The 18,033-nt window shown below is 71.4% G+C and carries 18 protein-coding genes; 9 read left to right on the top strand and 9 right to left on the bottom strand.

Annotated elements, in window-relative coordinates; all coding sequences use genetic code 11:
* Window position 1 precedes the first annotated feature (1 nt).
* The 3 genes from KSO98_RS03045 to KSO98_RS03035 are packed head-to-tail and all read right to left on the bottom strand — an operon-like array spanning window position 2 to window position 3,110.
* Window positions 2-1,063 (bottom strand): hypothetical protein, encoded by a 1,062-nt coding sequence (locus KSO98_RS03045; protein WP_225283401.1) that lies wholly within the window; start codon window positions 1,061-1,063, stop codon window positions 2-4.
* The gene (locus tag KSO98_RS03040) at window positions 1,060-2,163 is read right to left on the bottom strand and encodes a hypothetical protein (RefSeq protein ID WP_225283400.1); all 1,104 of its coding nucleotides are present in this window, start codon (window positions 2,161-2,163) and stop codon (window positions 1,060-1,062) included. The genes KSO98_RS03045 and KSO98_RS03040 overlap by 4 nt, the downstream gene beginning before the upstream one ends.
* A 35-nt stretch (window positions 2,164-2,198) precedes the next feature.
* Entirely contained in the window at window positions 2,199-3,110 is a 912-nt protein-coding gene (locus tag KSO98_RS03035) for a sterol desaturase family protein (RefSeq protein ID WP_225283399.1), read from the bottom strand.
* A gap of 88 nt (window positions 3,111-3,198) precedes the next feature.
* Between KSO98_RS03035 and KSO98_RS03030 the strand changes: the two genes are divergently transcribed.
* The 3 genes from KSO98_RS03030 (at window position 3,199) to KSO98_RS03020 (ending at window position 6,137) form a co-directional block, all read left to right on the top strand.
* Entirely contained in the window at window positions 3,199-3,846 is a 648-nt protein-coding gene (locus tag KSO98_RS03030) for a TetR/AcrR family transcriptional regulator (protein ID WP_225283398.1), read from the top strand.
* A gap of 99 nt (window positions 3,847-3,945) precedes the next feature.
* Entirely contained in the window at window positions 3,946-5,211 is a 1,266-nt protein-coding gene (locus KSO98_RS03025) for an alpha-hydroxy-acid oxidizing protein (protein WP_225283397.1), read from the top strand.
* On the top strand, window positions 5,208-6,137 hold the full coding sequence (locus KSO98_RS03020; protein WP_225283396.1) for a carbohydrate kinase family protein: 930 nt from the start codon (window positions 5,208-5,210) through the stop codon (window positions 6,135-6,137). Before KSO98_RS03025 ends, KSO98_RS03020 begins: the two co-directional genes overlap by 4 nt.
* Before the next feature lie 28 nt (window positions 6,138-6,165).
* On the opposite strand, the gene KSO98_RS03015 is transcribed toward KSO98_RS03020, so the two are convergent.
* The gene (locus tag KSO98_RS03015) at window positions 6,166-7,605 is read right to left on the bottom strand and encodes an MFS transporter (RefSeq protein ID WP_225283395.1); all 1,440 of its coding nucleotides are present in this window, start codon (window positions 7,603-7,605) and stop codon (window positions 6,166-6,168) included.
* A gap of 71 nt (window positions 7,606-7,676) precedes the next feature.
* On the opposite strand from KSO98_RS03015, the gene KSO98_RS03010 reads away from it, so the two are divergent.
* Window positions 7,677-8,267, top strand: a complete 591-nt coding sequence (locus KSO98_RS03010) for a TetR/AcrR family transcriptional regulator (RefSeq protein WP_225283394.1) — start codon at window positions 7,677-7,679, stop codon at window positions 8,265-8,267.
* An 11-nt stretch (window positions 8,268-8,278) separates the two neighbouring features.
* Here the strand turns inward: KSO98_RS03010 and KSO98_RS03005 are convergent, their stop codons facing one another.
* On the bottom strand, window positions 8,279-9,130 hold the full coding sequence (locus tag KSO98_RS03005; RefSeq protein ID WP_225283393.1) for a sigma-70 family RNA polymerase sigma factor: 852 nt from the start codon (window positions 9,128-9,130) through the stop codon (window positions 8,279-8,281).
* A gap of 61 nt (window positions 9,131-9,191) precedes the next feature.
* Window positions 9,192-10,181, bottom strand: coding sequence for a TIGR03557 family F420-dependent LLM class oxidoreductase (locus tag KSO98_RS03000; protein ID WP_225283391.1), 990 nt, complete (start codon window positions 10,179-10,181; stop codon window positions 9,192-9,194).
* Window positions 10,182-10,225: 44 nt separating this feature from the next.
* Here KSO98_RS03000 and KSO98_RS02995 point away from each other — a divergent pair, with 44 nt between their 5' ends.
* Window positions 10,226-10,732 (top strand): mycothiol transferase, encoded by a 507-nt coding sequence (locus KSO98_RS02995; RefSeq protein ID WP_225283390.1) that lies wholly within the window; start codon window positions 10,226-10,228, stop codon window positions 10,730-10,732.
* Window positions 10,733-10,736: 4 nt separating this feature from the next.
* On the opposite strand, the gene KSO98_RS02990 is transcribed toward KSO98_RS02995, so the two are convergent.
* Window positions 10,737-12,029 (bottom strand): MFS transporter, encoded by a 1,293-nt coding sequence (locus KSO98_RS02990; RefSeq protein WP_225283389.1) that lies wholly within the window; start codon window positions 12,027-12,029, stop codon window positions 10,737-10,739.
* Window positions 12,030-12,168: 139 nt separating this feature from the next.
* Between KSO98_RS02990 and KSO98_RS02985 the strand changes: the two genes are divergently transcribed.
* From KSO98_RS02985 to KSO98_RS02970, 4 genes are read left to right on the top strand one after another with little or no spacing between them, the layout of a single operon-like run.
* Window positions 12,169-12,534: a YciI family protein gene (locus KSO98_RS02985; RefSeq protein ID WP_225283388.1), complete on the top strand. Its 366-nt coding sequence runs from the start codon at window positions 12,169-12,171 to the stop codon at window positions 12,532-12,534.
* Between the two features lie 3 nt (window positions 12,535-12,537).
* Window positions 12,538-12,867, top strand: coding sequence for a YciI family protein (locus KSO98_RS02980; RefSeq protein ID WP_225283387.1), 330 nt, complete (start codon window positions 12,538-12,540; stop codon window positions 12,865-12,867).
* A gap of 46 nt (window positions 12,868-12,913) precedes the next feature.
* The gene (locus tag KSO98_RS02975; RefSeq protein WP_225283429.1) at window positions 12,914-14,077 is read left to right on the top strand and encodes an RNA polymerase sigma factor; all 1,164 of its coding nucleotides are present in this window, start codon (window positions 12,914-12,916) and stop codon (window positions 14,075-14,077) included.
* A gap of 56 nt (window positions 14,078-14,133) precedes the next feature.
* Entirely contained in the window at window positions 14,134-16,023 is a 1,890-nt protein-coding gene (locus KSO98_RS02970; protein ID WP_225283386.1) for a M3 family metallopeptidase, read from the top strand.
* Between the two features lie 62 nt (window positions 16,024-16,085).
* Here KSO98_RS02970 and mctP read toward each other — a convergent pair whose 3' ends face one another.
* Together mctP and KSO98_RS02960 are read right to left on the bottom strand one after the other, a co-directional pair.
* Window positions 16,086-17,708 (bottom strand): monocarboxylate uptake permease MctP, encoded by a 1,623-nt coding sequence (mctP, locus tag KSO98_RS02965; protein ID WP_225283385.1) that lies wholly within the window; start codon window positions 17,706-17,708, stop codon window positions 16,086-16,088.
* Window positions 17,705-17,956, bottom strand: coding sequence for a DUF3311 domain-containing protein (locus tag KSO98_RS02960; protein ID WP_225283384.1), 252 nt, complete (start codon window positions 17,954-17,956; stop codon window positions 17,705-17,707). The genes mctP and KSO98_RS02960 overlap by 4 nt, the downstream gene beginning before the upstream one ends.
* Between the last annotated feature and the right edge of the window lie 77 nt (window positions 17,957-18,033).

The raw sequence follows: 18,033 nt of genomic DNA, 5'->3' as shown, positions 1-18,033 counted from the left end.
GTCAGGCACCTTCCAGCAGGGTCCGGAGCGCGAGGTCGAGGACGGCGTGCTCCTGCGGCGAGCGGCCGGAAGCGGGTGCTGCGGGGGCGAGGACCAGGTCGGGGTCGCCGAGCACGTCGTACGACGCGGCGCACAGCGCGGCGTGGAGGAGGCGCGCCTGCGCGTCCACCCACGCCCAGGACCGCTCGGGCACGGCCAGCGGCGGCCCCGGTGTGCGCGCCAGCCGGGGCGCGAAGCCGCGGACCATCAGGTCCGGGGTGCCGTCGCCGGCGTGCAGGCCGACCACCGTCGTCACCAGCCGAGCGAGCTCGGCAGCGTCCGCGCCCAGGGTGACGGGCGCAGCGACCTCCTCGATGCCGAGCGCGCCGGGCAGCAGCGTGGGATCGAGGACGACCCGGACGTCCTCGCCGGCGTCCCGGGCCTGCCGTACGAGGTCGAGCTCCTCGGGCAGGCGGCCGGTGCGCTCGAGCATCGCGAGCCAGTCCTCCCACTCGGGTGCGCGATCGGTCAGGGAGCGCCAGGTCCATGCGTCGGCGAGCATCGTGGGGAGGTCGCGCGCGACCACGTACGTGACGGTGCCGTCGCCGCCGTCCGGGCGGCCGTGCCGGATGAGGTCGGTGTGCGCCGCCGCGGCGAGCAGCGGGTCCCCGGCGAGCCGGTAGGGGACCGCTCGCCGCCGCGGCGTTCGTGCCACCGGCGCCGAGGGCGCACCCGCGCGGGCGACGTCCTCGGCGAGCAGCGTGAGCAGGGGCCGGATCAGCTCGACGTACGGCAGGCCCGCCGGATCGACCGGAGGCGTCCCGAAGCGCCGCGCCGTGGCGCTCTCGTCGCCGGCGAGCCGGAGGAGGCCGTGCCCGCGCCCGGAGAGATCGGCCCGGATCACCCGGTCGGCGAGCGCCGGCGAGACCCGCCCGAGCTCGTTGAGCCGGCGCAGCACCTCGAGCTGCTGGGCGCCGACCTCCGTCTCCACCGGCGCCGCGACAGCCTCGCCGCCGTCGTACGCGGCCCAGGGCGTGGTGCCGCCGGCCCGCAGGTGCGCGAGCCAGGATGCAGCGGTCCTCACGAGCCGACCAGTCGCTTGCTGGCGCGCTTCACCTTCGCGGTCAGCGTCGCGCCGGGGTCGCCCTGGCGGGCGGCCTCGTCGGTCATCGCGGCGAGCGCGTCGAGAGCGGCGTTGAGCTGCGCCCGGGGTCGGATCTTGTCCGGGTCGTGCCAGACCGCCTCCGGGTCGGGGGCGGGCACGCGCAGGTCGTCGAGGCTGCCGACGACATCGATGCCGCTCTGCTCGGCCCACTCGATCCAGCGCTCGGTGCGCTCGGCCAGCCAGGGGTGCAGCGACGGTGGCACCCGTACGCGCTCGCTGTCGCGGTCCACCAGCACCTTCTCGGCGAGCATCATCCGGATGAGCCGGTCGTACTTCCCACCCGGGCGCTGGGAGCGGTCGAGGCGCCGGTTGAGGCGGCGGATGAGCTGGGTCTCGGCCATCCCGAGGGAGCGGTTGTCGCGCGGGCCCTCGTACGGGCCCCACGCGGCGTCGAAGCCGCAGGCCGTGGCGAAGCGATGCCACAGCTCGTCGCGCGGCACGTCGGCACCCTCCGGCGGCAGGGTCACCAGGTGGATCCGCTCCGGCGGCAGGTCGGCGCCCCAGGTGGTCAGCACGGCGGGGAAGTCGAAGACCTTGTAGAACCAGAGCCTCCCGGTCTGGAACCGCTCCAGGAAGCCGGCGAAGCTCCAGCGCTGCCCCTGCTTGATGCCCTCCTGCCAGGCGGCCGGCAGCTGCCGGGCCAGGTCGCGGGCGGTGTAGACGATGTGCAGCTCGGTGCTGTTGCCGACGTCGAGGTCGTCCCACAGCCGCGCGACGTGCTTGGCCTTGGCGCCGGCGAGGATCTCGTGACTGAGGATGACGGTGCCGGTGTGGCGACGGATCCGGCGCGCCATCGCGTCCCACGCGCCGTCGGACTTCGCGATCGGGCCGCGCCAGTCGGTCCGGTTGAGCAGGTCGAGCGCGGCCCGGAACTGGAACAGGTGGGGGGTGAGCAGCGGCTTGGTGGCGTAGTGCACGTCGTGCTCGGCGAGCACGCCGAGGCTCGCGGTCAGCCGGTTCTGCAGGTAGGTCGTGCCCGTCTTGGGCGCCCCCACATGGACATAGACCCGCCGCTTCATGGCGTCAGTCTGTCAGGCGATCGACGGTGTGCACCTCAGCGCGGCGCCGGCACCTCGCTGAGGTTCGTCACGTCCTGGGCCGGCGCGGGCTGCCAGCCCGGCGGCATGAAGAGGTAGCCGAGCTTCACCCGCCACGAGGAGGCGTTGCGCACGTCGCGGAACAGGTCGGCGTAGTGGCCGTACTCGAGCTTGATCAGGTTGTACGTGTCCACCTTGTAGGTGAGGCCGTACGTCGGACGGTGCAGCTCGGGCTGGAAGGTGCCGAACATCCGGTCCCAGATGATCAGGATCCCGGCGTAGTTCTTGTCCAGGTAGATCGGGTCCGAGCCGTGGTGCACGCGGTGGTGCGAGGGCGTGTTGAAGACGTACTCGACCGGGCGCGGGAGGCGGTCGATCATCTCGGTGTGGACGAAGAACTGGTAGACGAGGCTGATGCCCAGGCCCAGGTACATCCACGCCGGCGACATGCCCAGCAGCGCGAGCGGAACGAGGAAGAAGACGTCGAACCAGGGGTTCCACTTCTGCCGCAGCGCGGTGCCGAAGTTCATCAGCTCGCTGGAGTGGTGCGCCTGGTGCGCGGCCCACCCGACCCGCACGCGGTGCACGAAGCGGTGCTGCCAGTAGTACGACAGGTCGACGGCGAGCACGGTGACCAGGAACGCCCACCACGTGTTGGGCAGGTGGTACGGCGCGACGTGCTGGTAGAGCAGCACGAACAACCCGAAGAACATCAGCTTGAAGACGGTCGTCGTGACCAGCGAGCCGAGCCCCATGAAGATCGAGGTCCGGGCATCTTGGAGCTGGTAGCCGGTGCGCGGCTTGCCGGCGAACGCAGTGTCGTCGTGGTCGAGCCACCTCAGCGCCGCGAGCTCGAGAGCGATCGTCAGCAGGAAGAACGGGATCGCGAAGCCGACCGGGTTCTGGGTGGGATCGAAGAACTCCCGCATCGCATTCTCCTCGGAGTGTGATGGCGACAACGATATGACTAATGGGTAAGTTACCAGCAGTTCATATGCGGTGCCTAGGATCTGTCCCATGCCTGCCACCTCCCAGCGCCCCAACGCCGGCACCAAGGGCGTGCCGCGTGCGGACCGCGAGGCCCAGATCGTCGAGGCGGCCACCGAGATCTTCGGCACCCGCGGCTTCGCCGCCACCTCGGTGGGCGACATCGCGGAGCGCGCCGGGATCTCCAAGCCGCTCATCTACAACTACTTCGGCTCCAAGGAGGGGCTGCTGAGGGCGTGCCTGCACCGCGCCATCGACATCCTCGCGGGGGAGTTCGAGCGGATCGCCAGCGGCGATGCCGTCGGCCTGGAGCGGGCTCTGCGCACCCTCGAGGGCACCTTCGCCCTGCTCGAGCCGCAGCCATGGATCTGGCGGCTCTTCTTCGACCCCACCATCCCGCGCGGCGAGGAGGGGATCGCCGCCGAGCTGGCGCACTACGCCGACCGCTTCACCGCGCTCGCCGAGGAGGGCGTCGGCGAGATGATGCGGCTGGCCGGCGTCGACGACCCCCTGGACATCTCCGCGCTCACCGCGGTCTGGATGTCGGTCGCCGACTCGCTCGTCACCTGGTGGCTCGAGCACCCCGAGGAGACGCCCGCGTCGATGTCCGCGCGCTGCCTGCGGCTCTTCCAGGTGGTACTCAGTGCACCCCTCCCGCCCGGTCTTGCGGCAGAGTGACGCCGTGAGCGAGCGAAGCGAGCGGACCATCCGACGCCGTGCCGGACGTGCCTCGTGCGCGTGCGCAGCCCTGTGCCGCGGTGGTCGGGGAGTGCGTGCATGAGCGCCGGGCGCAGCATCCAGGGAAGCATCTATCGCGCAGGACTCTTCGGTGCGAGGCCGGTCGTCCCGACCTCGTACGACGCCCTCGAGGCCGCCGCCCAGCGCGCGATGAGCCCCGAGGCGTGGTCGTACGTCCACGGCGGGGCGGGCAGCCAGGCGACCGTCCGCGCCAACCGTGACGCGCTCGACCGGGTGCGGCTCGTGCCGCGCCACCTGGTCGACGTCGACGAGCGGGACCTCTCGGTCGAGCTCCTCGGCCGCACGCTCTCCTCCCCGCTGTTGCTGGCCCCGATCGGCGTGCTGGAGATGGCGCACCCGCTCGCCGAGCACGCCGTCGCGCGCGCCGCCGCGGCCGTCGACGTGCCGATGGTGATCTCCACCCAGGGCAGCGTGCCGATGGAGGAGACCGCGGCCTCGCTCGGCGACACCCCTCGGCTCTACCAGCTCTACTGGAGCCGCGAGGAGTCGCTCGCGCGTTCGTTCGTGGAGCGGGCCGAGGCGATCGGTGCCGACGCCGTCATCGTCACGCTCGACACGCACGTGCTCGGCTGGCGTACGCACGACCTCGATCTGGGCTACCTGCCCTTCGCGCGCGGCGAGGGCATCGCCCAGTACACCTCCGACCCCGTCTTCCGGGCGCTGGTCGAGGCCCGCGTCGGTGCCGCCTCCGGCGCCGCGACGCCGAGGCCGTCGCTCGCCCAGATCCCGGCCGCGCTCAAGGCGCTGCGCTCGATCAACCGGCACTGGCCCGGCCGCGCCGGGCGCGACGACCCTCGCCCGCGGCTCGCGGTCGAGACGTTCCTCGACGTCTTCTCCCGCTCCGACCTGACCTGGCCCGACCTGGCGCGGCTGCGCACCATGACGGACCTCCCGATCCTGGTCAAGGGCATCCAGCACCGCGAGGACGCTCGGCTCGCCCTCGAGCACGGCGTCGACGGCATCGTGGTCAGCAACCACGGCGGGCGCCAGGTCGACGGCGCGATCGGCTCGCTCGACGCGCTCCCCGGGGTCGTCGAGGAGGTCGGCGGCCGGGTGCCCGTTCTCTTCGACAGCGGCGTGCGCAGCGGCGCCGACGTGGCCAAGGCGCTCGCCCTCGGCGCTCGCGCGGTCCTCCTCGGCCGGCCGTGGGTCTACGGCCTCGCCCTCGCGGGCGAGGACGGGGTACGCGCGGTGCTGGAGCACGTCATCGCCGAGCTCGACCTGACCCTGGGCCTGATCGGCGCGCGCTCCATCGCGGATCTCGGACCGGAGGTGCTCGTGTGAACGAGTCGCCCTACATCGTCGTCATCGGCGGCGCGAACATGGACCTGCACGCCATCGCGGACGTCGACCTCGTGCCCGGCAGCAGCAACGCCGGGACCTCGGAGCTCTCGCCCGGCGGGGTGGGCCGCAACATCGCCGAGGTGATCGCGCGTCTCGGCACGCCCGTCCACCTGGTCTCCGTGGTCGGCGACGACCCGCTCGGCTCCGAGCTGGTGCACCACACCGAGGACGCGGGCGTCGACGTCAGCCACGTGCGGGAGCGACCGGTGCAGACCGGTACCTACGCCGCGATCGTCGCCGCCAACGGCGACCTCGTGGTCGCGGTCGCGGACATGGCCGCCACCGACCTGATCTCCCCGCTGATGGTGGAGGCGGCGGCCGGCCTGATCCGCGGGGCCCGGCTGCTGATCCTGGACGGCAATCTGCTGCCGTCGACCATCGAGCAGGCCCTCACCATCGCGGCGGACTCCGACGTACGGGTCATCCTCGAGCCGGTCAGCGTGCCGAAGTCCGAGCGCCTGCGCCCGATCCTGCGCGCCGGGATCCACCTCATCACCCCCAACCGCGCCGAGCTCACCGCGCTCACCGGGCTGCCGGCCACCACCGACTACGAGGTCGCGGTGGCGATCGACGCGCTCCTGGGGACCGGGGTCGAGTCGGTCTGGGTGCGGCTCGATCCGGAGCAGGGCTCGTTCGTCGTCTCGCCGTACGGGAGCCGGCTGGTGCCGGGGCCGCGCATCGAGGAGTACGTCGACCTCACCGGTGCAGGCGATGCGATGCTCGGGGCGTTCGCGCACGCGCTCGTGCGGGGGGACGACCGGCTGGAGGCCGTGCACTACGCGCACGCCGCCGCGGCGCTCACGATCGCGTCGCGGCAGACGGTCCGTACGGATCTCTCCGACGAGCTGATCCGCGCGGCCCTCTGACAGGACCGCGCGGATCAGGTGCCTGCTGTCAGGCCGTGGTGCGCGGGGCGAAGAGCGCGGCGATGAAGGCCAGCGCGACGGCGCCGGAGCCGGTGAGCAGCGCTGGGCCGATCGCACCGTCGTAGCCGTCGGGCGCGATGTGGCCACCGTTGCCGAGGAAGACGGCGGTGAGCAGGGCGATCCCCAGCGCGACGCCGAACTCGCGCACCGTCGAGTTGGCTGAGGAGGCGATCGCGAAGTCACCGTCCGGCAGCCCGTCGAGGACCGCGGTCGACACCGACGGGAAGACCAGGCCCATGCCGATGCCCGCCATGGCCAGCGCCGGGATGAAGGCGGAGTAGGCCGAGCCCTGCTCGGTCAGCCAGGCGAACCAGGCCAGCGAGCCGGCCTGGAGCGCGAGGCCGCCGAGCAAGAACGGGCGGACGCCGATCCGGCCGGCGAGCGCCCCGGCGATCGGGGCGACGACCATCGGGGCCGCGGTCCACGGCAGGGTCCGGACGCCGGCGCCGAGCGGGCTGTAGCCCTGCACGACCTGGAGGTACTGCGAGAGCAGGAAGACCGCGCCGAACATGCCGAGGGTGAAGCCGAGGGCGACGAGGTTGGCCACCGAGAAGCTGCGCGAGCCGAAGAGTCGCAGCGGCAGGACGGCGTCGTTGCCCCGGCGCGCGGCCCAGGCGACGTAGGCCGGCAGGAGGAGGGCGGCGGTGATCAGCGGGACGAGGACCGTGGCCGAGCCCCAGCCGTCGTCGTTGCCGTGCACGATGCCCCAGATGCCGAGGAAGACGGCGCCGCCCAGGAGCAGGGTGCCGATCGGGTCGAGCCGCTGCCAGGTGCCGCGCGACTCGCTGACCGCGGCGAGGATGAGCGGCAGCGCGATGATCGCGACCGGGACGTTGAGCCAGAAGATCGCCTCCCAGCTGATGCCCTGCACCACGGCACCGCCGACGACCGGGCCGAGCGCGACGCCGAGGCCCGAGACGCCGCCCCAGATGCCGATCGCGGCCGGACGCAGCCGGTCGGGCACGTTGGCCGCGAGCAGCGTGAGGGAGAGCGGCATGATCGCGGCCGCACCGAAGCCCTGGACGGCGCGGGCGGTGATCAGCGTGCTGGAGGAGTGCGAGAGCGCCGAGCCGATCGAGGCCACGGTGAAGACCACGATCCCGGCGACCATCATCCGGCGTCGGCCGATCCGGTCGCCGAGGGTCGCGGCCGGGAGCATGAAGGTGGCGAACGCGAGCGTGTACGCGTTCATGAACCAGGAGAGGTCGCTCACGCTGGAGTGCAGGTCCTGCTGGATGACCGGCAGCGCGCTGGTCATCACCAGGTTGTCCAGGGTGGCCATGAACATGGGCAGGCTGACCGCGGCGATGGTCAGCCACAGCGGCGCGCGGCGGGCGGCCCGGGCGAGGCGCGATGAGTCGTCTGCGACGCCGTCGGCGGGGGCGGGTGCTTCGGTGAGCGAGCTCATCGCTCCTCCTCGAACTTGTTGGCATTGAATGATTACTTGGACGTCTTCACCGTAAGTAATCAACTGATAACATGTCAACCATGAACGTACGGATGCCTGCTGAGGAGCGCCGGGCGCTGATCCTGGCGGCCGCCACGAAGGCCTTCGCCGAGGGCGGCTACGCCGGCACCAGCACGGATGCGGTGGCCAAGGTCGCGGGCGTCAGCCAGCCGTACGTCGTGCGCATGTTCGGCACCAAGCTCGAGCTCTTCCTCGAGGTCTACACCCACGCCTGCGACCGGATCGCGGGTGCGTTCCGCGGCGTCCTGGACGAGCGACCCTTCGACCCGAGCAGCGAGGAGGACAAGGAGCGGATGGCGCAGGCGTACACCGACCTGCTCGCCGACAGCGACTTCCTGCACGTCCTCATGCACGGCTTCTCGGCCAGCGCGGTGCCGGAGATCGGGGTCGCCTCCCGTGACGGGATGGGCCGGATCTTCGCGACGCTGCGTGACACCGGCTGGAGCGACGAGGCCGTCCGGGACTTCATCGCCTACGGGATGCTGCTCAACGTGCTGCTCTCGATCGGCGCCTTCGGCGCCGTCCTCGACGGTCCGATGGGCGCTCAGCTCGGGCCGCTGGCCGACCTCGTGCGGGCGTGCGCGCCCGACCTGGAGGTCTGAGGCCGGCCGCCTCAGCCTCGGTGGGGGTTGTGCGTTCCCGAGATGTCCATCAGCGCGAGTGACGTGTCATCGGCGACCATGTCGATGTCGGTGATGAGGCCGTCCGCGATGGTGAAGAGGAACGCGACCTTCACGTCGCGGTGATGGACCCAGGCGGCGCTCGCCCAGCCGTCCACGGTGACGTTCATGGCGCCGCGGGCGCCGTTGAAGCGGTCGGCGACCGCCGCTGCGCCGGTGCGGGTGTCGGCGCCCATCGCGATGCCGGCGGGGTCCGCGTGCAGGACCGCGTCGGGGGCGAGCAGCTCGACGAGCCGCGGCAGGTCACCGCCGCGGGCGGCCTCGAGGAACGCGTCCACGACGGCCTGGTGCTCGCGGCGGTCGGCGTCCACGTCCGCACCGCGCAGGCGACGCCGGGCCCGCGAGGCCAGCTGGCGCACGGCGGCGGGCGAGCGGCCCAACGTGGCCGCGACGTCCTCGAACGGCACCCCGAACAGGTCGTGGAGCACGAACGCGACGCGCTCGATCGGCGAGAGCGTGTGCAGCACGACCAGCATCGCCGCGTCGACCTGGTCCGCGAGCATCGCGTCCGCCTCCGGGCCGTCCACAGGATCGACGGACTCCAGGAGCTCCGGCAGCTCGTCGCTGGGGAACGCGTGCCGCCGGGTGCGGAGCTGGTCGAGGCAGAGCCGGGTGGTGACGGTCGTCAGCCACGCCGCGACGTTGTCCGGCGCCGGGTCGGCGGCGGCCAGCCGCAGCCACGCCTCCTGCGCCACGTCCTCGGCACCACTCGGGCCTCCCAGGATCCGGCTCGCGATCGCCAGCAGGCGCGGTCGCTCGGACTCGTACTCCTGGACCAGTTCCACGTTCACATCCTCTCCGACGATCGGGCGCGCAGGGATGTGACATGCCCTCGGGCGGAGGCGATCAGCGGTGCGCGGCCGCACGCAGCCTCTCCAGCAGCGGACCGGCGGCCTCGGCCAGGAACCGGTCCTGACCCTCGTCGCCGACCTGGACCAGCCCCACGTCGGTGAAGCCCGCCTCCCAGAACTTCGAGACCGCCTCCACGATCTTGTCCAGGTCGGGCCCGCACGGGATCGACTCCGCGACGTCCTCGGGTCGGACGAACTGGCTCGCTGCCGAGAACCCGGCCGTGGTGGGCAGGTCGGCGTTGACGTTCCACCCGCCGCCGAACCACTTGAACTCGCGGTGCGCCCGCTCGATGGCAGCCTCCTCCGAGGGGTCCCAGCAGATCGGGATCTGGCCGATCGCGCGGGCGCCCGAGCCGATCTCGAGCGCGTCCGGCTGGGCGTTCCACTGCGGCACCAGCGTCTCGTCGGGCTCGACCGCGATGAGGTCGTCGCCGTACGGCGCGAACGTCTCGACCGCCCGCTGGCCGGCGCAGGCCACCGCGATCCGGACGGTCTCCTCGGGCAGGTCCCACAGCCGGGCCGAGTCGACGTCGAAGTGCTCCCCGCGGTAGGTGACCAGGTCCCCGGCGAAGAGCGCGCGGATGATCTCGATCGCCTCGGTCAGCATCTCCTGGCGGGTCTCGATCGCCGGCCAGCCCAGCCCGATGGTGTGCTCGTTGAGGTTCTCGCCGCTGCCCAGCCCGAGGGTGAAGCGCCCCTCGCTGAGCAGGCCGATCGTGGCGGCCTTCTGCGCCACGACGGCGGGGTGGTAGCGCATCGTCGGGCAGGTCACGTACGTCATCAGCCCGATCTCGGAGGTCGCCTGGGCGACGGCGCCGAGCACCGACCAGGCGTACGGGGCGTGTCCCTGGTCGGTCAGCCACGGTGAGTAGTGGTCGCTCATCTGCAGGAAGTCGAAGCCGCGCTCCTCGGCGCGCTGTGCGTAGCCGACCAGCTCTCGCGGGCCGCTCTGCTCGGTCATGAGGGTGTAGCCGAAGTTCGTCATGCGACCCCGTACCCCTCCTGTGCGGGCGCGCTAACGCCGGAGACATGACTCCGGCAGAGCTTCTCCAGGACGCGTTCGGGCGCATCGTCGAGGGCGGGACGGCGGTCGTCGACGGCCTCAGCGACGACCAGCTGACCCACCGGATCGCGCCGGGGACCAACACGATCGCCTGGCTGGTCTGGCACCTGGCCCGGGGGCAGGACGCGCAGGTCGCCGGCGTGGCCGGGCACGAGCAGGTCTGGACGGCGCAGGGATACGCGGAGCGCTTCGGCCTGCCGTTCGACGTCCGGACGACCGGGTACGGGCAGAGCGCCGAGGAGGTCGGCCAGGTGCGGGTCTCGGCCGATCTGCTGGCCGACTACCTGCGCGCCACCCACGAGGCGACGGTGGGCTGGCTCGCCCAGGTCAGCGCCGAGGACCTCGACAGGGTCGTCGACGAGCGCTGGGACCCGCCGGTGACGCTCGGCGTACGGCTGGTGTCGATCCTCGAGGACGACATCCAGCACCTCGGCCAGGCCAACCTCATCCGCGGCATCCTCGAGCGGTCGTGACGCGTCAGACGCGGATCGGCTCCGCGGCCGTGACGCGGTAGCGGACGAAGCTCGGCACCAGCACCGCGCACAGCGCGATGCCGACGATCACCAGGAGGCCACCGCCGGTGGTCGTCGCTGCTGTCCCGACGACCGCAGCGGCGCCACCGTGCGCCACGTCCGCGATCCGGGGACCACCCGCGACCACCACGGTGAAGACGCCCTGGAGCCGACCGCGGACGTTGTCGTCGGCCGCCGACTGGAGGATCGAGGTGCGGATCGCCGCGGACGCGACGTCGGCCGCACCGGCGATCATCTGGAAGAACAGGCCGAGCACCAGCATCAGGATCCGCAGCCGTGGCGTGACCCACAGGGTGGCGCCGAACAGGGTGATGCCGAGGCCCCACGCCGCGATGCACCAGAGCACGATCAGGCCCTGCCGCTCCACGCGCGAGAGCCAGCCCGACAGCACGCCGCCGATCACCGAGCCGGCCGGGATCGCGGCGAAGAGCAGCGCGAAGGCGATGCCGCCGTCTGCCGGGCCGAGGAACGACTCGTGGGCGATCTGCGGGTAGAGCGCCCGGGGCATGCCGAAGACCATCGCGATCAGGTCGACCACGAAGCTCATCATGAGCACCGGCTGGGTCTTGAGGTAGACCAGTCCGTCGACCACCGAGCGCAGGCCCGGCGCCTTCGCGCCGGCACCCTCGACCGGCAGGGCCGGGAGGCGTACGACGGCGTAGAGCGTGGCGAAGAGCGTGAGCGTGTCGATCAGGTACAGGTACGTGTAGCCGGTGACCGGGATGAGGACGCCTGCGACCAGCGGGCCGGCGACCGCGCCGGCGGTGAACACCGTCATCGAGAGCGAGTTGGCGGCCGGCAGGAGCTGCGCCGGGAGCAGCTTGGGCAGCAATGCCTGCCGGGTGGGCGAGTTGATCGCGAAGAAGGCCTGCTGCACCGCGAAGAGCGTCAGCAGGACCCAGACGTTGCCCAGGCCGAGCGCGGCCTGGAGCCAGAAGAGCGCGCTGGTGCCGATCAGGCCCACGGTCGAGACCATCATCAGCAGACGGCGGTCGAAGTGGTCCGCGAGCGCACCGCCGTACAGGCCGAAGATCACCAGCGGGACCAGGCCGAACAGGCCGGTCAGGCCGACGTACGCCGAGGAGCCGGTGTCGGCGTAGATCTGGGCGGGCACCGCGACGACGGTCAGCTGGGCGCCGACCATCGTGACGATCATGGCGATCCACAGGCGCCGGAAGTGCGGCTCCTTCAGGGGCCGGGTGTCGGCCAGGATGCTGCGCAGATTGAGGGACGACACGGTGAGCAAAGGTAAGGGCATCGCGATCTCTTCCCGGAATCGAGAATTTCTTTTCGCGAGGTGTCGTATCCGCCCGCGCCCGTTCGTGGAGAGGATGAGAGGCAGCCACCGTGGCGGCCACGATGCTGAGGAGCAGACCATGGCGCAGTACCTGATGGCGGTCTACGGACCGCTCGAGCGCACCGAGTTCGGCAACTACGAGTCGAAGGAGGCGATGGAGCAGGCGTTCGCCGACACCGGCGCCTTCAACCAGCGACTGATCGACGAGGGCTACTTCGTGTTCGCCAACGGGCTCACCGCCCCCACCGACGCGACCGTGGTCGACGGGATGGGCGAGAAGCCGATCCTGACCGACGGCCCGTACGCGGAGGCCAAGGAGTACCTCGGCGGCTTCTGGGTCATCGAGGCCCCCGACCTGGACGTGGCGCTGCGCCTGGCCGCGGAGGGCTCCAAGGCCTGCCGCGGCAAGGTCGAGGTCCGACCGTTCCAGGGCGCGGAGAGCTGAGCCGTGCAGTACCTGATGCTCGTCGTCCGCGATCCCGCCATCGAGGTCACGCCCGAGGTGCTGGAGGCGGCCGGTCCGATCGAGGCGTGGCTCGACTACGTCGGCGATCGCCGGGTCACCGGCTCGCCGGTCGCCGAGCCGGATGCGGGCCGTACGGCACGGGTGCGCTCCGGCGAGGTGCTCGTCACCGACGGGCCGTACGCCGAGACGAAGGAGTTCCTGGCGGGCTTCGACCTGCTGGAGTGCGGCTCGCTGGAGGAGGCGCTCGACATCGCGGGGCGGCACCCGGTCGCGCACTTCGGCTCGATCGAGGTCCGGGCCTTCGCGGAGTGACCCGGTGACGGAGTTGGAGACCGCCTTCCAGGAGGCCTGGCCGGTGATGGTCGCCTCGCTGGTGCGCCGCTTCCGCGATCTCGACATCGCGGAGGAGGCCGCCGGCGAGGCGGTCGCGGCCGCCGTGTCGTCCTGGGAGACGGACGGCGTCCCGCCGAATCCCGTCGGCTGGCTGATGACGACCGCGACGCGCAAGGCGATCGACCGGGTCCGCCGGGAGTCGCAGCGCGGCGCGAAGCACACCGAGGCGCTGCGGCTCTTCGTACCGAAGGAGGTGAGCGGACCGGTGGCTGACGACCAGCTGAGACTGATCTTCATGGCGTGTCACCCCGCGCTCGCGCCGGAGGCGCGGGTGGCGCTGACGCTGCGGATGGTCGCCGGTCTCACGACCGACGAGATCGCGCGGGCGTTCCTGGTGCCCGAGACGACGCTCGCGCAGCGGCTCACGCGTGCCAAGCGCAAGATCCGCGATGCCCGGATCCCGTTCCGGACGCCGGAGCGCGAGGACCTCGCCGACCGGGTGGAGGCGGTGCTCGCGGTGATCTACCTGGTCTTCAACGAGGGCTATCTCGCCGGGGCGGGCGAGGATCCGATCCGCGCCGAGCTGACGGCGGAGGCGATCCGGCTCGCTCGCCTGCTGCGAGAGCTGATGCCCGCGGACGGTGAGGTCGCCGGGCTGCTGGCGCTCATGCTCCTGACCGAGGCGCGGCGAGCAGCCAGGCTCAGCTCGGACGGCGAGCTGGTGATGCTCGACGAACAGGACCGCGGCGGCTGGGACCGCGCGCTGATCGCCGAGGGGCACGCCCTGGTCCGTGAGCGCATCGCCACCGGTGAGGCCCCCGGTCGCTACCAGCTGCAGGCCGCGATCGGTGCCGTGCACTGTGCGGCGCCGGAGTTCCGCGCCACCGACTGGAGCCAGATCGTCCAGCTCTACGACCAGCTCGCGGTGCTCGACCCGTCCCCGGTCGTGCTGCTCAACCGGGCGGTCGCGATCGGCGAGGTCGACGGGCCCGGCGTCGCGCTGGCGCTGGTGGACCGGCTTCCCCTGGAGGGCTACCACGCCTGGCACGCCACCCGCGCCGAGCTGCTGCGCCGGCTGGGGCGATCAGCCGCCGCGGCGCAGGAGTACGAGGCTGCGCTGGAGGCGACCGCGAACCCGGCCCAGCGCCGTTACCTGGCGAGGAGGCGGGGCCAGCTCTCCGGGCGGTGAGGAGCTGACCCATCAGTCGCTCCCATCCTCGTGACCCGAGGTGGCAGGGTGGGAGCGTGACCACCTACTCCGAGTCCTGGATCGACGAGCGGGCCGCCTCGGCCCTGGCCCGAGCCCGCGAGCTCGCCGCCGGTCTGAAGGCCTCCGCCCCCGCGACCGCGCTCGAGACGCTGCGCATCTGGGACGACGTCACTCTGGCGCTGCACAGCACCTCGGGTCTGGCGAGCCTGCTGGCCAACGTGCATCCCGAGGAGGCCGTCCGGACGGCGGCCGAGGCGGCGGAGCTCGCCGCGCAGAAGCTCTCGACCGAGCTGGCCCAGGATGCCGCGCTCTACGCGGTCTTCGACGGGCTCGCCGTCGATGGCCTCGACCCGCTCGCGGCCCGCTTCCACGCCACGGTGCTGCGCGACTTCCGGCGCGCGGGCGTGGACCGCGACGACGCCACCCGCGCCCGACTGCAGGAGATCAACGAGCGCCTGCTGGAGCTCGACCAGGAGTTCTCCCGGATCGCCCGCGACGACGTGCGCACGGTCCGGGTCGCCCCGGGGCGGCTGGCGGGCCTGCCGGCCGACTTCATCGCCTCGCACCCTCCCGCCGAGGACGGTCTGGTCACGCTGACCACCGACTATCCGGACACGGTGCCGGTCGCGGACTACGCGCATGACGGCGAGCTGCGGCGAGAGCTGCGCAAGGCGTCCTTCAACCGCGGCTACCCGGCGGCCGATCCGGTGCTGCACGAGATCCTCGACCTGCGGCACGAGTACGCCACCACCCTCGGCTACGCCGACTGGGCGTCCTACGACGCCGAGGTGAAGATGATCGGCACCGGGGAGGCCATCCCGGCGTTCATCGACACGATCGCCGACGCTGCGCGTGAGCCCGGCGAGCGCGACCTCGCGATCCTGCTCGAGCGCTACCGCCGCGACGTCCCCGACGCCGAGCGGGTCGCCTTGTCCGACTCCGCCTACTACCGCAACCTCGTCTTCGCCGAGCGGTTCGACCTCGACACCCAGCTGGTCCGGACCTACTTCGACTTCCCCAAGGTCCGTGCCGGGCTGCTCGAGGTGACCGGCCGGCTCTTCGGCGTGCGCTACGACCAGGTCGACGTCACGACCTGGCACGAGGACGTCGCCTCGTACGACGTGGTCCGGCTCGAGGACGGCGCGACCCTCGGCCGGATCCACCTCGATCTGTTTCCGCGGGAGGGCAAGTACAAGCACGCCGCGCAGTTCGACCTGGCGCCGGGCGTGGCCGGGAAGTCGCTCGCGGAGGGGGTCCTGGTCTGCAACTTCAGCCGCGGCCTGATGGAGCACGACCACGTCGTCACGCTCTTCCACGAGTTCGGTCACCTGGTGCACCACGTGCTCGGCGGGCAGGGGGCGTGGACGCGCTTCGCCGGCGTCGCGACCGAGTGGGACTTCGTCGAGGCGCCCTCGCAGATGCTCGAGGAGTGGGCCTGGGATCCGGCGGTGCTGGCGAGCTTCGCCACCGACGAGGCGGGCGAGCCGATCCCCGCCGAGCTGGTCGCGAAGATGCGCGCGGCCGAGGAGTTCGGCAAGGGCTACCTGACCCAGACGCAGACGTTCTACGCGGCGGTTTCCTACTACTTCCACCACGAGCGACCGGCGGACCTGACCGTGCGGATGCGTGAGCTGATGGCGCAGTACGCGCCGTTCCCCTACATCGAGGACACGCACTTCTGGGCGAGCTTCGGTCACCTGGGCGGCTACTCGTCGGCCTACTACACCTACCAGTGGTCGCTGGTGATCGCGAAGGACCTCTTCAGCGCCTTCGACCCGGGCGACCTCTTCGACACGGAGGTCGCCGGCCGCTACCGCGACCGGGTCCTCGCCCCCGGCGGCTCGAAGGACGCCGCCGATCTGGTCGAGGACTTCCTCGGGCGGCCCTTCAGCTTCGACGCGTACGCGGCCTGGCTCGCCCATTGACCAGCACGACGAGACTGTCACCGTGACACGTCAGAAGTGTCACGGTGACAGTTCGGGCTCGCTCAGAGCGGGTTGAGCTCCGCCTGCACGCCGGTGTCGCCGAGGTCGGCGACGTAGTCGTCCGCGACGGTGCGGTCCAGACCGTCGGCCACGTGCATCGCCCGCAGGACGAGGGTGGCGACCACTGCGACGACGACGTTGATGAGGAACGCCGTCACCGCGATGTAGATCCCCGTCTGGGTGCCGGGGAAGTTGTGCACCGAGCCGCCGAAGTGCTTCGAGGTCGTGCCGGGCGTCTGGTACGCCACGACGGAGCCGTAGATCATGCCGGCGGCCCAGCCGAGCAGCAGTGCCCAGCGGTGGAACCAGCGCGTGTACAGGCCGGCCACGATCGCCGGGAACGTCTGCAGGATCCAGACGCCGCCGAGCAGTTGCAGGTTGATCGCGAACGTCTTGTCCATCGCGAGGACGAAGACCAGGGCGCCGACCTTCACCACGAGCGAGACCAGCTTGGCGACCTTCGCCTCCTCCGCCGGAGCGGCGTCGGGGCGGAAGAACGCCTTGTAGATGTTGCGGGTGAAGAGGTTCGCCGCGGCGATCGACATGATCGCGGCCGGCACCAGGGCGCCGATCACGATGGCCGCGTAGGCCACCCCCGCGAACCACGCCGGGAACTCGTTCTCCATCAGCTGCGGGATCGCGAGCTGGGCGTTGCCGCCGAGGTCGGCCATCTTGATGCCCGCCGCGACGGCGACGAAGCCGAGCAGCGCGAGCAGACCGAGCAGGAACGAGTACGCCGGCAGCAGCGCCGCGTTGCGCCGGATGACGCTGCGGTCGCGGCTGGCGAGCACGCCGGTGATGGAGTGCGGATACATGAACAGGGCCAGCGCCGAGCCGAGCGCGAGCGAGGCGTACGCCCACTGGCTGACCCCGGTCGAGGGGTAGATGCCCTTGGTGGCCGGCAGTCCCTGCGCGGCGGCCGCCGCGTTCTGGTCGTCGAAGCTCTGCTTGGTCACCTGGAACACGTGACCCCAGCCGCCGAGGTGGTGGGGGATGTAGATGACCGCGACGATGATGACGATGTAGATCAGCGTGTCCTTCACGAACGCGATCAGCGCCGGCGCCCGCAGGCCCGAGGAGTACGTGTAGGCGGCGAGGATCACGAAGGCGACGAAGAGCGGCAGGTCCTTCATGAACCAGTTGTCGCTGTTCGGCTTGAGGCCCATCACGTCGAGCACGACCTGCATGCCGACGAGCTGGAGCGCGATGTACGGCATGGTGGCGACGATGCCGGTCAGCGCGATGGCCAGGCTCAGCCCCTTGGAGCCGTACCGTCCCTCGACGAAGTCGGCGGGCGTGACGTAGCCGTGGCGGTGCGAGACCGACCAGAGCCGCGGCAGGAAGACGAAGATCAGCGGATAGATGATGATCGTGTAGGGCACGGCGAAGAAGCCGGTCACCGACCCGGCGAACAGCGTCGCGGGCACCGCGATGAACGTGTACGCGGTGTAGATGTCACCGCCGATGAGGAACCACGACACGAAGGTGCCGAAGCCGCGGCCACCGAGTCCCCACTCGTCGAGGTTGGCCATCGACTCGGCCTTGCGCCAGCGGGCGGCCGCGAAGCCCATCACCGTGACGACGAGGAACAGGAAGATGAAGACGCTGAAGGCGACGGCACTCATCGCGCACCGCCGCTGTGCTCAGCGCGAGCGGCCCGGTCGCGCCGGATCGCCTCCTTCGCGATGACGAAGGCGATGCTTGTCGTGATGGCGGCCCAGATGACCAGCAGGAACTGGAACCAGAAGTAGAACGGGAAGCCCCACAGCTCCGGGGTGAGCCGGGCGTAGACGGGGACCAGGAGCGGCGGGACCGCTGCGAGCAGCAGCAGGACCCCCACCGCGACCCATAGGGACGTGCTCCGAGAAGACATGCTCACCTCCGAGTAAGAGCGATGACGGGTGTGACCGTAGCCACACCCGTCATCGTCTGTCACGGGGAGAGCTGGAT

The sequence above is a fragment of the Nocardioides nematodiphilus genome, assembly GCF_020216525.1.
In the GTDB taxonomy this organism is placed as follows: Bacteria; Actinomycetota; Actinomycetes; order Propionibacteriales; family Nocardioidaceae; genus Nocardioides; species Nocardioides nematodiphilus.
The sequence above is the reverse complement of the archived record's forward strand: the minus strand, read 5'-3'. Positions and strand labels throughout refer to the sequence as shown.

Coding starts and splice junctions, on each gene's coding strand:
- KSO98_RS03040 (WP_225283400.1), bottom strand. CDS start 2,163: ATGAAGCGGCGGGTCTATGTCCATGTGGGGGCGCCCAAGACGGGCACG.
- KSO98_RS03035 (WP_225283399.1), bottom strand. CDS start 3,110: ATGCGGGAGTTCTTCGATCCCACCCAGAACCCGGTCGGCTTCGCGATC.
- KSO98_RS03030 (WP_225283398.1), top strand. CDS start 3,199: ATGCCTGCCACCTCCCAGCGCCCCAACGCCGGCACCAAGGGCGTGCCG.
- KSO98_RS03025 (WP_225283397.1), top strand. CDS start 3,946: ATGAGCGCCGGGCGCAGCATCCAGGGAAGCATCTATCGCGCAGGACTC.
- KSO98_RS03015 (WP_225283395.1), bottom strand. CDS start 7,605: ATGAGCTCGCTCACCGAAGCACCCGCCCCCGCCGACGGCGTCGCAGAC.
- KSO98_RS03010 (WP_225283394.1), top strand. CDS start 7,677: ATGTCAACCATGAACGTACGGATGCCTGCTGAGGAGCGCCGGGCGCTG.
- KSO98_RS03000 (WP_225283391.1), bottom strand. CDS start 10,181: ATGACGAACTTCGGCTACACCCTCATGACCGAGCAGAGCGGCCCGCGA.
- KSO98_RS02995 (WP_225283390.1), top strand. CDS start 10,226: ATGACTCCGGCAGAGCTTCTCCAGGACGCGTTCGGGCGCATCGTCGAG.
- KSO98_RS02985 (WP_225283388.1), top strand. CDS start 12,169: ATGGCGCAGTACCTGATGGCGGTCTACGGACCGCTCGAGCGCACCGAG.
- KSO98_RS02975 (WP_225283429.1), top strand. CDS start 12,914: ATGGTCGCCTCGCTGGTGCGCCGCTTCCGCGATCTCGACATCGCGGAG.
- mctP (WP_225283385.1), bottom strand. CDS start 17,708: ATGAGTGCCGTCGCCTTCAGCGTCTTCATCTTCCTGTTCCTCGTCGTC.
- KSO98_RS02960 (WP_225283384.1), bottom strand. CDS start 17,956: ATGTCTTCTCGGAGCACGTCCCTATGGGTCGCGGTGGGGGTCCTGCTG.